Consider the following 14524-nt stretch of genomic DNA (forward strand, 5'->3'; position numbering starts at 1 on the left):
TCCGATGCATGATGAACCAATGCCCTAGTCATCTGAATCTAAAGTTCGCCGCATAATCTGCGCTCTGTAGCTTGGCAGAAACGCTTGACGGAGGCGAGGATTTCATCGGCGGATTTGGTCCAGCGGTATGGCTTTGGGTTCTGGTTGTGCTGCTCGATGAATGCGCCGATATCCTGTTCGAGCTGAGCGGTGGAGGTATGAACACCGCGGCGCAATTGCTTGCGGGTGAGTTCGGCAAACCAGCGCTCGACCTGATTGATCCATGATGCTGATGTCGGCGTGAAATGGACGTGATAATGAGGGCGCCGTGCCAACCATGCCCTGACCAGCGCAGTCTTGTGAGTGGCGTAATTGTCCATGATGATATGGATATCGAGATCAGGCGGTACCCTGGCATCGATCTGTTTGAGAAAGTCGAGGAATTCGGCTGCCCGGTGCCGCTTGTAACATTTGCCGATGACGAAGCCCAATGCGGTGTCGAGCGCCGCGAACAAGGATGTCGTTCCGTGACGAACATAGCTGTGAGTGCGGCGCTCGGGCACGCCGGGCATCATGGGCAGGACCGGCTGTTCGCGATCAAGCGCCTGGATCTGCGACTTTTCGTCGACGCTGAGCACGAGCGCGCGGTTGGGCGGGGACAGATAGAGGCCAACAATGTCGCGGACCTTATCGACAAACAGCGGATCGCTTGACGGTTTGAACGTCTCTGATCGGTGCGGTTGCAGTCCGAAGGCGGTCCAGATGCGCCGGACGTGGTATGGGAAAAGCCTGTCGCGCCCGCCATGAAGCGGATCGACCAGTGGGTTGCGTCAGCCGGTATCGATCGCAAGGTCCGCTCGATGACTGCCGCAACCTGATCGTCATCGATCCTGCGCGGGCTTCGTCCAAAAGCCCCTCGACACGATCCTTCAAAAAACGCCGCCGCCATTTGCCAACCGTGTGTTCATGCACACCCAGTTCGGCAGCAACAACCTTGCTCTGGATGCCATCGGCGCAGCGCAAGATGATCCGACACCTCTCCGACATCGAGCGCGCTACACGCTGCCGCCGGACTTGCCGTTCCAGATATTCGCGTTCCTCCGGCTCCAAAATCAGAGCCGCCGTTAGCCGGCCAATCGTGTTTGCCATGCTGCGATCCCCTCTCGGGAAATCACATCATACAATGATGCTTATTTCAGTTCCAGATGACTAGGCCGTTAGAGCACGTACCCTGACCGGAAATTTACGGAGGGCGGATCAACCGGCCTAGATCGGTGGCCCCGACAATCGAGGAATGCCCCTGCTTCAGCGGGTCAGCAGGGGCTTGAGATACTGTCCGGTAAAGCTGCGCGGATTGGCCGCGACCGTTTCAGGCGTCCCTTCGGCAACCACTTCACCGCCACGCACCCCGCCTTCGGGGCCCATGTCGATGATCCAGTCGGCAGTCTTGATCACGTCGAGATTGTGCTCGATCACCACCACCGAATTGCCTTGCTCGACAAGACGATGGAGCACTTCGAGAAGTTTTCGCACGTCCTCGAAATGAAGCCCGGTGGTCGGCTCGTCGAGCACATAGAGCGTCTTTCCGGTCGAACGGCGCGCCAGTTCCTTGGCCAGCTTGACTCGCTGCGCCTCGCCTCCGGACAAAGTCGTCGCCTGCTGCCCCACTTTCACATAGCCCAACCCGACTTCGGCCAGCATCTGCATCCGGTCGCGGATCGGCGGCACGGCCTTGAAGAACTCGACCGCATCCTCGATCGTCATGTCGAGCACGTCGGCGATCGAGTGCCCCTTGAACTTCACCTCGAGCGTTTCACGGTTGTACCGCCTACCCCCGCATTCCTCGCAAGTGACGTAAACGTCGGGCAGGAAGTGCATCTCGATCTTGATCAGCCCGTCGCCCTGGCAGGATTCGCAGCGCCCGCCCTTGACGTTGAAGCTGAACCGACCGGCCTTGTACCCGCGTGCCTCCGCTTCGGGCAGTCCGGCAAACCAGTCGCGGATCAGGGTAAAGGAACCGGTGTACGTCGCGGGATTGGAACGCGGCGTCCGCCCGATCGGCGACTGGTCGATCTCGATCACCTTGTCGCACTGTTCAAGGCCGAGGATCGCGTCATGAGGCCCGGCAATGACACGCGCGCCGTTGAGCACGCGCGAAGCCCCTGCCTGCAAGGTATCGATCGTCAGCGACGACTTGCCCGAGCCCGACACCCCGGTCACGCAGGTAAAGGTCCCCAGCGGCACTTTGACCGTCACGTCGCGCAAGTTGTTCGCCCGCGCGCCCTCGACCGTGATGAACTGCCCGTTGCCCGCGCGCCGTTTAGCGGGAACCTCGATCCGCCGCGCGCCGGTCAGGTATTGTCCGGTCAGGCTGTCGGGATTGGCGAGAATGTCGGCCAGCGTCCCTTCGGCGACGATCTGCCCACCGTGGACACCCGCGCCCGGCCCGAGGTCGACGATGTGGTCGGCCGTGCGGATCGCGTCTTCGTCATGTTCGACGACGATCACCGTATTGCCGAGATCCCGCAATCGCTTGAGCGTTTCGAGCAGACGGTCGTTATCGCGCTGGTGCAAGCCAATCGAGGGTTCGTCGAGGACATAGAGCACGCCGGAAAGCCCCGAGCCGATCTGGCTCGCCAGTCGGATCCGCTGGCTTTCCCCGCCCGACAAGGTTCCCGAAGTCCGGTCGAGATTGAGGTAATCAAGCCCGACATTGTTGAGAAAACCGAGGCGCTCGTTGATTTCCTTCAGGATCGCCTTGGCAATCTGCTGCTGCTGCCCGGTCAGATGCGCTTCCAGCCCGGCAAACCACTGCCCAGCCGCCGCGACCGAGAGCCGGGTGATCGCGGAAATGTCCTCTCCGGCGACTTTCACCGCCAGAGCTTCGGGTTTGAGGCGCGCGCCCTGACAGGTCTCGCACGGCTGGGCCGTCTGGTACTTGGCCAGTTCCTCTTTCGTCGCGACGCTCTCGGTCTGGAGCAGGCGGCGATTGAGATTGCCGATCACCCCCTCGAATGCCTTTTGCACGGTATAGGTCTTGCGCCCGTCGACGAAGGTCAGCGGCACCGGCTTGCCCGCTGTCCCATAAAGGATCACCACCTTCGCTTCGCCGGGCAGCTTGTCCCATGCGGTTTCGAGCCCGAACCCGAAATAGTCGGCGAGGCTGGCCAGAACCTGCATGTAATAGGGACTGGGCGGATTGGACTTGGCCCAGGGAACGATCGCCCCCTGCTTGAGCGAAAGATGCTCGTTGGGCACGACCAGTTGCGGATCGAACAGCAGCTTTTCGCCAAGGCCGTCACATGCCGGACAGGCCCCTTGCGGCGCGTTGAACGAAAACAGCCGGGGCTCGATGCTTTCGATGGTGAATCCGCTGACCGGGCAAGCGAACTTTTCGGAAAAGACGATGCGGTTGACCGGCAGGCCCGACCCCTTGAGCGCCTTGCCCTTCCCTTTGCCCTTTGCCTCGCCAAGAGCCTTGGCCTCTTCCTCGCGCCCCGGCACAGGGCCGTCGGCAAGATCGATATAGGCCAGCCCCTCGGCCAGCTTGAGCGCTTGCTCGAAACTGTCGGCAAGGCGGCTTTCGATCCCTTCGCGCACCGCGATACGGTCGACGACGACTTCGATGTCGTGCTTGAGTTTCTTGTCGAGCGCGGGGGCATCCTCGATTGCGAAGAACTCGCCGTCGATGCGCACGCGGGTATAGCCCGCCTTCTGCCACTCGGCGAGTTCCTTGCGGTATTCGCCCTTGCGCCCGCGAACCGCGGGGGCCAGCAGGTAGGCGCGCGTCCCTTCGGGCAAGGTCATCACGCGATCGACCATCTGGCTGACCGTCTGGGCCGCGATCGGCAGCCCCGTCGCCGGGGAATAGGGAACCCCGACCCGCGCCCACAGCAGACGCATGTAGTCGTAGATCTCGGTCACGGTGGCGACCGTCGAACGCGGGTTGCGACTGGTGGTCTTCTGCTCGATCGAGATCGCCGGCGACAGCCCGTCGATATGTTCAACGTCCGGCTTCTGCATCATTTCCAGAAACTGGCGGGCATAGGCCGACAGGCTCTCGACATAGCGCCGTTGCCCTTCGGCATAGATGGTGTCGAACGCCAGGCTGGATTTGCCCGACCCCGACAGCCCGGTAATGACGATCAGCGCATCGCGCGGCAGATCGACATCGATGCCCTTGAGATTGTGCTCACGCGCGCCGCGTACGGAAATGGTGCTGAGGGACATGGGCCGTCGTGTTCCATATTTGTTCGATAGAGGCAAGTGCCTCGTTGGCATCTTGCAACCTCGACCTCAAAACCGGCAAGACACTCTGCCGCTGTCTCTCGGAATGACCGACAATCCGGACATTTCCCACCCTTGACTAAAAGGGTAAACAACATAGCAGTAATTCCGGATTCCTTGGGGGAATCAGAATGTCAAGATTGCTTGTCGGAACCAATGGTTACGAAAATTTTGTGGTTTCCCCAGACAGCAAGGACATTTTCGTCGCCGGAAACGACGGATATGTGCGAGAATACAGCTCATCAACCGGATCGCTGCTGAACAAATGGCTGGTCGGCAACAACCTCGGCGGAATTGCCATTTCCCATGACGGAACCCAGCTCGTCATAACCGAACAGACACCGGTTTCGACATCTCAGTCCAATATGTGGACCAGTAACGTAACGGTGGACGCCGTCTATCAGGTCGATGTCGCCTCCGGCTACGTTCAGACCTACCAATATACCGCGACAGGCAGCAATTACACCTTTGCAGGTGTTTCGTTCACCGACGACAATACCGTCATCTTGTCGGAAAACATCCTTCCGGGCTGGAGTGGGTGGGCGCCGCTGGTAAAGCTTGACCTCAATACCGTCACGTTTTCGGCCTTTGGCAATTTCTATTCCGGCTTGGGAAGTGCGCCATCTCTGGTACAATCGGCAACCGGCACCAATATCCTGGTTGGACAGCTTGGTTTGTCGTCTGCCGATTACTTCCTCATCAACTCATCCGGCACCACCATTGCGAACACCACTGATTATCAGAATGGTGTCATGGGCTATGCGAATGAAATTGAAGCATTCGTCGGATCGGGAAGTACAGGACGAATTGCCATTGTCACCGGCGGCGGGCTTCATCTTTACGACGGCGCCTTTCATTATATCGCAAATCTCGCCACCAGCTATCCTGACCTGGGCTACAGCGCGGGCATCACGTTCAATGCGGATGGAAGCATCCTTTACGCCATCGATACAAAGACCAACGAAATCGATGGAATCGCATTGGAGAACGGCATCATTGTCCAGCACATCGCGATCGGCGGGAGCTATACGTTCTCCACGCTGAAATGGGGATCGGAACTCACTCTGCTGAACGACGGTCACACATTTCTGCTTTCGACAACGTCAGGGATTGTCGAAGTCGATGCGCCGACGACCAATATTCCGACCGATCATGCGGACAAATTGAACGGAACCGCACAGGACGACGTGATCGCCGGCCTGAAAGGAGCAGACATCATCCATGGCTGGGGAGGCAATGACACCATCTACGGTGATGGCGGGGCCGACAAACTCAACGGCGACAACGGCAACGACATCCTGTTCGGAGGCGCCGGCACCGATGAACTGCGCGGCGGAAGCGGGAACGACATCCTCGTCGGCGGCACCGGCAAGGATGTTCTTTACGGAGGCAAAGGCGCCGACAGCTTTTATTTCGTCGCGGGCGATACCGGGAAAACCCGCGTGACGGCCGACGTCATTGCCGATTTCAATCATGCAGAACATGACATCATCGATCTCTCCGCCATTGACACCAACGTGAGCCGCGGTGGACTTCAGCCATTCAAGTTCATCGGCGATGCGGCGTTTTCCGCAAGCGGCCAGCAAATTGCCGGGGAACTGCATTATGTTCACGCCGACGGCATGACCTATGTCGAGGGCGACATGAACGGTGACGGCAAGGCAGATCTCGTCATCGCTCTCAAGGGAACGATCGACCTCGTCGCCAGCGACTTTCTGCTGTGACAATCACCAAGCGAGCGCTCGCCCGTGGCCTTCTCCCAGCCAGCGGGCATCGACGCCCCAGATCCGGGAAATGACACCGGGGTCGAGCGCCTCATCCGGCGCCCCATCAGCCTCCAGATGCCCCTTGTGGAGAACAAGGACGCGGTCGGCATAATTCATCGCCTGCGCGAGATCATGGAGCACCAGCACAACCCCTCGCCCCGCACCGGCAAGGTCACGAAAGCGGGCCAGCAGGTTGCGGACCTGGGCAATATCGAGACTTGCGAGAGGCTCATCTGCCAGAATCCATTCCGGGTTCCCGGCCAGAACGCGAGCAAGAAGCGCCCGCGCCCGCTCGCCGCCGGACAAATGCCCGATCGCGCGTTCCGACAGGCGTGACAGATCGACGTCGGCCAATGCCTTGTCGACTGCAGCGGCATCGTCATCCGCACTCGCACCATGAGGCAAGCGCCCGAGACCGACAAGCGTCCGCACCGAGACATTCCATGCCACTTCGGCCGACTGAGGCAGATACCCGATGCGCCTTGCCCGCTCCCGCGGAGGCGTTTGATCGAGCCGCCGACCCTTCAACCGGACGTCGCCCGGAAGCAAACCGGCCAGCGCAGAAAGCAACGTCGACTTGCCCGCACCATTGGGACCGACGATCGCCGTTACGCTCCCCGGCGCCAAGCCTGTCGTCACGCCGTCGAGCCGCCCAGGCACGCGCAAGTCGAATGTTTCGAGCATCAGACCAGCTCCCGGCGCAGGCGCAGAAGCAAGAGGAGGAAGAACGGCGCGCCCACGAGGCTGAGCGCGATCCCGAGACGCAGTTCCCCTCCCGCGAGAGGGAACAGACGACACAGGCTATCCGCGATGAGCACCAGCAAGGCCCCCGCCAAGGCGCTCGGCATGATCAGCGCGGAAGGCCTCTGATCGGTCAAAGGTCGCAACATGTGCGGCACGATCAGGCCGACGAACCCGATAATGCCCGCCGCAGCCACGCCCGAGCCGACGATCAGACCGACGCCAAGCACCATCAAGGCCTGCAACCGCCCCGGCACCACCCCCAGCGACCGTGCGGCGGCCTCGCCCAATGTCAACGCGTCAAGCGACGGCCCCGCCCGCCAGAGAAGGGCAAGCCCGATCAGCGTCGGCGGCGCGGACAGGACGACCTCGTGCCAGCTGCGGTTTTCAAGCGCTCCCATCAGCCACGTGACGATTTCGCTCAAGGCAAAGGGATTGGGCGAAAGGCTGATCACCAGACTGGTCAGGGCCCCGGCAAGGCTGGCGATCATCATGCCCGTCAACGTGAACAACGTGACGCCACGCCCAAGCCCGCCTCCACCCGAGATCAACGCGAGCAGGACCATCGCCAGAGCCGCTCCGGCGAAGGCAAACCCCGGAAGCGCCCAGGGCTGCACTGCAAGGCCGGTGAAAAACGACAGCACCGCGCCGAGTGCGGCAAGCGGCGCAATCCCGAACAGTCCGGGATCGGCCAGCGGATTGCGCAGATAGCCCTGCATCGCGGCACCCGCCGCGCCGAGCCCGCCGCCGATGATCAGCGCCAGGGCGACCCGGGGCGCACGCAGTTCGGCAAGGATCGGCACGGCATTGCGCACCGGCGATCCGAACGGATCGATCCACACCTGCCCGGCCAGAAGCGACAAGGGCACGGCCACCAGCAACAGGATCGCCAGCACCAGCAACAGCATCGGGCGGGTCATGAAAGGCCCCGCTCGGCAAGGCCGCGCTCATCGGCGGGCTTGCGCCCGGAGACGTTCTTTTCGCCGCGCCGAACCGCCTCACGCAAGGCGGCCAGCCACCCGGCGGTACGGATCACCGTCGGCCCTCCGCAATAGAGCAGGTTCTGCGGCATGTCCGCGCGGGTCGTTTCATGCAGCGCGGCAAGCGCGGGATGGTGCAAGGCGCGACCGCTGCCCGAAGTCATCAGCACACGCGGCGGCGCGGCAAGCAGGCGTTCGAGCGGATAGAGGTCGGCCTGCTGGAACCCTTCCCTCCCGGCGACATTGGTGAACCCGGTGCGGCTCATCAGATCGCCGATCAGCGTATCATCCCCCGCGACAATCCCGCCCCCTTCCCACATGACCGCATCGAGCGGCGTGAAATCCGCCGGCGGCGCGGCGGCGGCGAGCGCCGTCTCCATGCGCCGGACGAGCACTTCCCCGCGTTCCGGATGCCCGGCCAATGCCGCGACGCGCCGCACGTCGGCTTCGGTATCGGCGACCGATCGCTGGGTTCCCATGGTTTCGAAACGGATACCGAGACGCCCGAACGCCGTAACGCTCGAAGGCGCTGCATAAGCGCCGTCGATGACGAGATCAGGCTGCAAGGCGACGACTTCCTCGACCGTCCCGCGCGTGGACGGGAAACGTGCCGCCGCGGCCGGGGACAGCGAAGCCTCGTCAGGGTTCTTGCTATACGAGGAAATCGCCAGAATCTGATCGGGATCGGCCACTTCGGCCAGAATGGCGTCGCTGCAGGGATTGAGCGAGACGATCCGGGGGCGAACAGGCCCCGACGACGCGCGCCATGGCCGGGACAAGGCGACAAGCCCGCTCCCCAGCGCAACCATGCAACCGATGACCACAAGGGCGCCCCGCAACCGCCCTTGCCGACCGCGCTCGGGTCGGACCGACGACACGCTCAATACCGGACCCTGATGCCGCCGAACGCACCCCGACCGATCGTACCGTATCCGGCGGCTGTCGGATGGTGATCGTTGAACAGGTTTTCGACCCGCGCGTAGACGTCGAGGAAATTCCCGAACGGCAGGCTCGCGCGCAAGGTCGTGAGCTCTCCGGCGCCGAGCCGCATGGTATTGGCCGCGTCATCCCAGCTCGACGATTGCAACCGCACGTCCGCCCCAACCACCAGTCCGGCGAGCGGCGAGGTCCAGTCGACCGACGTCGTCAGCACATTGCGGGGACGACGGGCAAGAGCATTGCCCTCGTTCGCATCGCCCGGCGTCCGGTTGACCGCCCGGTCATAGCTGTAAAGCGCCGAGATCCGCCATTTTTGCGTCGGCGTGTAAAAGGCTTCCAGTTCGACGCCATCGGCACGGGCGCTGCCGACATTGGCATAAGTGCCATAGGGGCGATCGGTGCAGATCCCGTCGGTCACGCCGTAGCACGACACATAGTTGATCAGATTGCTGCTGTCGCGGCGATAGATCGTCGCCCCCAGACGCAGGCGTCCGTCCGGCGAGGTATATTCGATCCCCGCGTCATAGCTCTTCGCCGTTTCGGGCACGAGCGCGCGGTTGCCGTACGTCGAATAGAACTGGAACAGCGTCGGCGCCTTGAACCCTTCGCCATAGCTGGCACGCAGGCGGATCGCACTCGTCACCTTGACGCTGCCGTTGGCGCCGAACGTGGTGTGCGTGCCGAACTGGCTGTGGTCGTCGACGCGGATGGCCGCCGAAAGGCTGGCGACCGGCCCGACCCACCCGAACAGAACGTGGCCGCTCGACAGCCGCGCATGGGCCTCGCTGTCATAGGTGCTCGAAAACCGGGTCCATTCGTTGTCCCCGCCGAAATTCAGAATGAAATCGGAAGGCAACTTGATCGAACCCGTAAGGTCGGCCCGTTCGGAAGTGCCGCGATACCCATATTCCAGATCCGGTGTGGTCGACGGGTCGAAGACCAGACGCCGGGTCGAGGAAAGCGCATACCCGCCATCGAGGGTCAGCACGCCCTTTTCATAATGAGCGCCCAACCGGCCGGAAAACTGGTAGGTCCGCTGGAACTCGTCGGTGTCGGCAAAAATGGTATAGGTCGGCGCGGGATAGCCGTCGATGTCCGTCTTTCCGACCGTATAGCGCGCCGTTGCCTGCAACGAGAGCGCGTCGGTCAGGCTGACCCGTCCACGCCCGCCGATCCGCCACTGGTGGTAACCGTCCGGCTCGGTTCCCGACGCTGCCGCAGAAATGCCGCTGGTCGTCGTATATCCGGCGTCGATCGCATAGGCATAACGATCCTTCTTCACGCCCGCGTCGAAATTGCCCGAGAACGTCCCTCGGCTCCCGCCTTCGACGGAGGCCACGACGCCGTTGGTCTGGCGCGTGGTGACGGAGATCACGCCCCCGATCGCCGCGCTGCCCCAGACGACCGAATTTGCCCCACGCAACACTTCGAGACGGTCGATCCCGCCGGGCGTGAGCGTGCCGAAATCGAACCCCGCCCCCGGCGCCGATACGTCCTCCACCCTCACCCCGTCGATCAGGAAGAGGACCTGTTCGGAATCCGCCCCGCGCAAGTGGATCCCGGTAAACGCGCCCTGCCCGCCGTTGTTGGCGAAAGTGACGCCCGGAACCTGCTGCAACACGCGGGTGAAATCGGTTCCCTGAATGCGGTTGAGATCCTCGGCGGTCAGGACGCTGATCGGTTGTCCGCTGCGGTCGACGGCGAGCCGCGCACCGGTCGCCAGCACCGTGATCTGGACCGGGGCGATATCGGGCGCGGGCTGTGCCTCTTCGGGCGGAGGCAAGTCATCAAGCCCGGACCCGGCCGGTGCTGCCGGAGGTGTCGCCGCCGGAGATGGAACCGCTGTCTGCGCCCATGCCGGTGCGAACGGCACACATGCCGCAAGCAGCACAGCATGGTGAACGGTCTTGCGCAAATCGGCACGCATCAAAAATACTCCCGGCCCCTCAACGTCGCTCTCGCCGTCCGTGGCGGGAAGATCAGCCGGATACGGAGCCGAGCGGACCATCGCAGCGCTTGCCCCCGGAACACCCCGTCCGGTTGCGGAACGACAGACCTCCCGGCTATCCGGGTCTTCGCCCTGCCCGTCCTTCCCGGCGCGGTCCGATTATCCGGACCCGGCACCAGTGGCACAATCGGACAGGCACTCTCCGGAAACAGTTGCGGGGGCAGCTTTCACGCAGCATCGCGCACCGGCCATTCCGGTCCGGGATACCCGTAAAATTCCCTCTAGGCCCCGCTCGCACGGGGCACCGGTGGCCTGATCCGCCGCATAGCCGCACCATGGGGCAAGAACAAGCCCGGGCACCATTTACCCCGATCCGCAGATCACGGTTAACATCCCGGCAGGTTTGCGTGTCATATAAGGACACCCGTGCGAATGCGCGATGCCCTGCGACAGCAAATGGAGTATCCCGCCGCCAAACGGGATCACGCCCGTTTCGCGATGAGGAACCCGATCGGACCCGATGCCACTGGAAATCGCCTATCCTCCGGTTGTCCTGCCTCCTGCGCCGCCGCGCGGGACGGACACCGGTGAACAGGACGGCAGCGGCGCGGACCAGATCCCTCCTTTGACATGGGCCCCGACCTGGGCCCCTGCCGGCGACGCGCGGCCCCGCGATTTCGTTGCCCGCATTCGCCGACGCGACATGACCTCGCTGCGCCGGCAATTGCACCGGACGAACCGCCTGCGCCGACGGGCGCTCGGAATTGTCGTCGTCGGGCTCATGCCGGTGATCCTCGCCATGCTGGGATGGGGCGATCCGCGCGGCATCCGGATGGCATCCGCCCAGGATCAGGTCGCGACCGGCGAAGCGCTGTTCGGCGCGAATCCGGCAAGGACGGCGTGGGAACGCACCCTGGCATCGATCCACAACGACGCAGATACGACACCGGCAAATCCCGAAACGATGCCCCACCCCATCATGCTGGCAGGCACGGGTCAGGACCGCTGGCGCGCACTCCAGTGCCTGACCACTGCAATCTATTACGAAGCTGCCCGCGAACCGGACGAGGGTCAGCGTGCCGTAGCACAAGTCGTGCTCAACCGCGTGGCGCACCCCGCCTTCCCCAAGACCGTCTGCGGCGTCGTCTATCAGGGATCCGAACGACCCGGCTGCCAGTTCTCGTTCGCCTGCGACGGCTCGCTTGCCCGAGCCCCGATGGCGATCTGGTGGGACCGTGCGCGCCGCGTCGCTCAATCCGCACTGGCCGGAAACGTCTACACACCGATCGGCCTTGCCACCCATTACCACACCAGCGCCGTGCATCCGACATGGGCGGACAGCATGACTTTCCTGCGCACGATCGGCGCGCACCGGTTCTATCGCTGGAGCGGAAGTGCGGGACAACCCCAGGCCTTTGCCGCCGTCTATAGCGGTGGCGAACCCGTCGCCGCCCCGCATCCGCGCACCTGGGTCTCGACCGGCGCGGACATCGCCGATCCGATCGCCCTCGAAAAGGCGTTCGAGGCAGGTCGACTCGCCGCATTGCGCGCAGCGACCGCACCGCAGGAGGCAGAGATCGCTCCGGCCAGCGCCAGCGCGCCACCCCCACCCGTCGCAAACGCCGCCTTTGGTCAGCAACCCCTGCCGCACGCGACGGACGCGCCCCACAGCGCCAATGCGCCGACATCCCAGACGCACACCCCGCCCGGATCAGGCACCGTACGCCCCGACTATCAGCAGCAATACGACGATGCTGCCCGCTGGATTCGCCAGCCCGGCACGTGACCGGCGCGCGTTCGGGAGACTGAACCGGAGCCGAAAATTTGCATCTCCTTTACTTTACCACCTCACCGGTCGTTCACGGGCACGGCTCTAAGACCGACGTGCAATGAGCAGGTCGTGTCGCTTCAACGGCGCATGGCCCGAAACTATCAGGCAGCGGGCATCGCCCACCGCCGGGTGGCATCGCATTTGCGGGAGGCATGAATGGATTTGGGTCGCACCCCATCATGCCGCTCGACCGCACCGGATAACGCGTGAAGAACGGAAAGGAATTTCGCGAATGCTGCGCTTCGCCCCTCGCTACGGCATTGTCTCGCCTGCACTCGTCCGGCCTTCACGGCTCAAGCAGGCCCAGGCCGTCAACGACAACGGACGCGAAGACGTGGCCATGCTCTGCGACGAACACGTCGAGGCTGCCTTGCGCCTTTTTGCCCTCCACGGCCTTTCGGCAGCCGAACATGCCGCCGCCCAGGCTTCGTCCGCCGACGCCCGCGGCGATGCCGCCAACGCCACCCATTGGCACGAAGTGTGCCGTGTGCTCGACCGGCGGCTTGCCGGGGCCTTGCGCCAGCGACGACTCCACGAGATGAAGGACGACGCCACGCCGCAATCTTGAACCCCTCGTGCGGAAAAAGATGCGTCGCGACGCTGCGCCCCTGGTCGGGAAAGGCGCGAAAGACGCCTTTCTTGCCAAGAGATGAACGCGCTGCTGCGGCTCAGTTGATATTGCGAACTGTTATCACAAAAACACTTGACTTCCGTGTTTTTGCGCCTTGCATTCCCTTTCCCACAGGCCTACGGACCGGCCACCCACTCGGACCTTTCCCGTCATGCGGGACGCGGGAAGGTCACCTTGGTGGTGGCTCGCCCCTGTCTGTCCCGCACTTACGGGAAAAGGACCGTAAAGCATGGCTCGCAAGAAGATTGCGTTGATTGGCGCCGGCAACATCGGCGGCACCCTCGCTCACCTCGCCGCCCAGAAGGAACTCGGCGACATCGTCCTGTTCGACGTGGTGGAAGGCGTGCCCCAGGGCAAGGCGCTCGACCTCTCGCAGTGCGGCCCGGTCGAAGGCTTTGACGCCAAGATCACCGGAACCAACGATTACCAGGACATCGCCGGAGCGGACGTGATCATCGTCACCGCCGGCGTGGCGCGCAAGCCCGGCATGAGCCGCGACGACTTGCTCGGCATCAACCTCAAGGTCATGAAGTCCGTCGGCGAAGGCATCAAGACCTACGCTCCCGACGCCTTCGTCATCTGCATCACCAACCCGCTCGACGCGATGGTCTGGGCTCTGCGCGAATTCTCGGGCCTGCCCACCAACAAGGTCGTCGGCATGGCCGGCGTGCTCGACTCGGCTCGCTTCTCGACCTTCCTCGCCTGGGAATTCGGCGTGTCGGTCCGCGACGTGAACTCGTTCGTTCTGGGTGGCCACGGCGACACCATGGTTCCGGTGGTCGAATACTCGACCGTCGCCGGCATCCCGGTCACCGACCTCATCAAGATGGGCGTCTCGACCCAGGAACGCATCGACTCGATCGTCAAGCGTACCCGTGGCGGCGGCGGCGAAATCGTTGCCCTGCTCAAGACCGGCTCGGCGTTCTACGCTCCGGCAGCTTCGGCCATCGCGATGGCTGAATCCTACCTCGGCGACCAGAAGCGCATCCTGCCCAGCGCTGCTTATGTCAGCGGCGAATACGGCGTCGATGGCCTCTATGTCGGCGTGCCGGTGGTGATCGGTGCAGCTGGCGTCGAAAAGGTCATCGAGATCGCCCTCGACGACACGGCCAAGGCCAACCTTCAGGTCTCGGTCGACGCGGTCAAGGAACTGCTGGTTGCGTGCAAGGGCATCGACCCCTCGCTGGCGTAATCGAAAAGCGAGTGATCCGACTTTGGTCGGATCACTCCTTTCCTGACGTGCCGGTCGACGAAAAAGCCATTTCCCGACCGGCCACGGCAATCAAGGGTTCATCATAAGGTCGCCATGGCGACCCGGCATGAAACCCTGATAGTATTCCAGGGTATTTGCCCTATTCCGCGCCATGCGGTCATTGATTTGTCCCCTTCCAGGGACGACACAAGGACGCGCTCGATTGCAGC

At 63.1% G+C, this 14524-nt stretch carries 9 protein-coding genes, 1 pseudogene and 1 riboswitch; of the genes and pseudogenes, 4 read left to right on the forward strand and 6 right to left on the reverse strand.

Annotation, left to right across the window (positions count from 1 at the left end):
* Positions 1 to 38: 38 nt before the first annotated feature.
* Positions 39 to 1128, reverse strand: a pseudogene (locus Y88_RS06265) (IS630 family transposase).
* A gap of 156 nt (positions 1129 to 1284) precedes the next feature.
* Positions 1285 to 4209, reverse strand: a complete 2925-nt coding sequence (uvrA, locus tag Y88_RS06270) for an excinuclease ABC subunit UvrA (protein WP_008067316.1) — start codon at positions 4207 to 4209, stop codon at positions 1285 to 1287.
* 188 nt (positions 4210 to 4397) lie between these two features.
* On the opposite strand from uvrA, the gene Y88_RS06275 reads away from it, so the two are divergent.
* Positions 4398 to 5990, forward strand: a complete 1593-nt coding sequence (locus Y88_RS06275; RefSeq protein ID WP_232280937.1) for a calcium-binding protein — start codon at positions 4398 to 4400, stop codon at positions 5988 to 5990.
* 3 nt (positions 5991 to 5993) lie between these two features.
* Here the strand turns inward: Y88_RS06275 and Y88_RS06280 are convergent, their stop codons facing one another.
* From Y88_RS06280 to Y88_RS06295, 4 genes are read right to left on the reverse strand one after another with little or no spacing between them, the layout of a single operon-like run.
* Positions 5994 to 6716: an ABC transporter ATP-binding protein gene (locus Y88_RS06280; protein WP_008067318.1), complete on the reverse strand. Its 723-nt coding sequence runs from the start codon at positions 6714 to 6716 to the stop codon at positions 5994 to 5996.
* Entirely contained in the window at positions 6716 to 7693 is a 978-nt protein-coding gene (locus tag Y88_RS06285; protein WP_008067319.1) for a FecCD family ABC transporter permease, read from the reverse strand. The genes Y88_RS06280 and Y88_RS06285 overlap by 1 nt, the downstream gene beginning before the upstream one ends.
* Entirely contained in the window at positions 7690 to 8592 is a 903-nt protein-coding gene (locus Y88_RS06290) for an ABC transporter substrate-binding protein (protein ID WP_232280938.1), read from the reverse strand. The genes Y88_RS06285 and Y88_RS06290 overlap by 4 nt, the downstream gene beginning before the upstream one ends.
* Positions 8593 to 8633: 41 nt before the next feature.
* Positions 8634 to 10619: a TonB-dependent receptor plug domain-containing protein gene (locus Y88_RS06295; RefSeq protein WP_008067321.1), complete on the reverse strand. Its 1986-nt coding sequence runs from the start codon at positions 10617 to 10619 to the stop codon at positions 8634 to 8636.
* A 119-nt stretch (positions 10620 to 10738) separates the two neighbouring features.
* Positions 10739 to 10949: riboswitch (cobalamin riboswitch) on the reverse strand.
* A 211-nt stretch (positions 10950 to 11160) separates the two neighbouring features.
* Here Y88_RS06295 and Y88_RS06300 point away from each other — a divergent pair.
* From Y88_RS06300 to mdh, 3 genes are all read left to right on the forward strand, one after another.
* Positions 11161 to 12426 carry a cell wall hydrolase gene (locus tag Y88_RS06300; RefSeq protein ID WP_008067323.1) on the forward strand — a complete coding sequence of 422 codons (1266 nt, stop codon included), beginning with the start codon at positions 11161 to 11163 and terminating at the stop codon, positions 12424 to 12426.
* A gap of 277 nt (positions 12427 to 12703) precedes the next feature.
* On the forward strand, positions 12704 to 13039 hold the full coding sequence (locus Y88_RS06305) for a hypothetical protein (protein WP_008067324.1): 336 nt from the start codon (positions 12704 to 12706) through the stop codon (positions 13037 to 13039).
* A gap of 292 nt (positions 13040 to 13331) precedes the next feature.
* Positions 13332 to 14294 carry a malate dehydrogenase gene (mdh, locus tag Y88_RS06310; protein ID WP_008067325.1) on the forward strand — a complete coding sequence of 321 codons (963 nt, stop codon included), beginning with the start codon at positions 13332 to 13334 and terminating at the stop codon, positions 14292 to 14294.
* The last annotated feature ends 230 nt before the right edge of the window (positions 14295 to 14524 follow it).

It is taken from the genome of Novosphingobium nitrogenifigens DSM 19370, from assembly GCF_000192575.1.
Taxonomy (GTDB): Bacteria; Pseudomonadota; Alphaproteobacteria; order Sphingomonadales; family Sphingomonadaceae; genus Novosphingobium; species Novosphingobium nitrogenifigens.

Bases quoted from the DNA above. Each gene is read 5' to 3' on its own strand.
- uvrA (WP_008067316.1), bottom strand. From the start codon at position 4,209: ATGTCCCTCAGCACCATTTCCGTACGCGGCGCGCGTGAGCACAATCTC.
- Y88_RS06275 (WP_232280937.1), top strand. From the start codon at position 4,398: ATGTCAAGATTGCTTGTCGGAACCAATGGTTACGAAAATTTTGTGGTT.
- Y88_RS06280 (WP_008067318.1), bottom strand. From the start codon at position 6,716: ATGCTCGAAACATTCGACTTGCGCGTGCCTGGGCGGCTCGACGGCGTG.
- Y88_RS06285 (WP_008067319.1), bottom strand. From the start codon at position 7,693: ATGACCCGCCCGATGCTGTTGCTGGTGCTGGCGATCCTGTTGCTGGTG.
- Y88_RS06295 (WP_008067321.1), bottom strand. From the start codon at position 10,619: ATGCGTGCCGATTTGCGCAAGACCGTTCACCATGCTGTGCTGCTTGCG.
- Y88_RS06300 (WP_008067323.1), top strand. From the start codon at position 11,161: ATGCCACTGGAAATCGCCTATCCTCCGGTTGTCCTGCCTCCTGCGCCG.
- Y88_RS06305 (WP_008067324.1), top strand. From the start codon at position 12,704: ATGCTGCGCTTCGCCCCTCGCTACGGCATTGTCTCGCCTGCACTCGTC.
- mdh (WP_008067325.1), top strand. From the start codon at position 13,332: ATGGCTCGCAAGAAGATTGCGTTGATTGGCGCCGGCAACATCGGCGGC.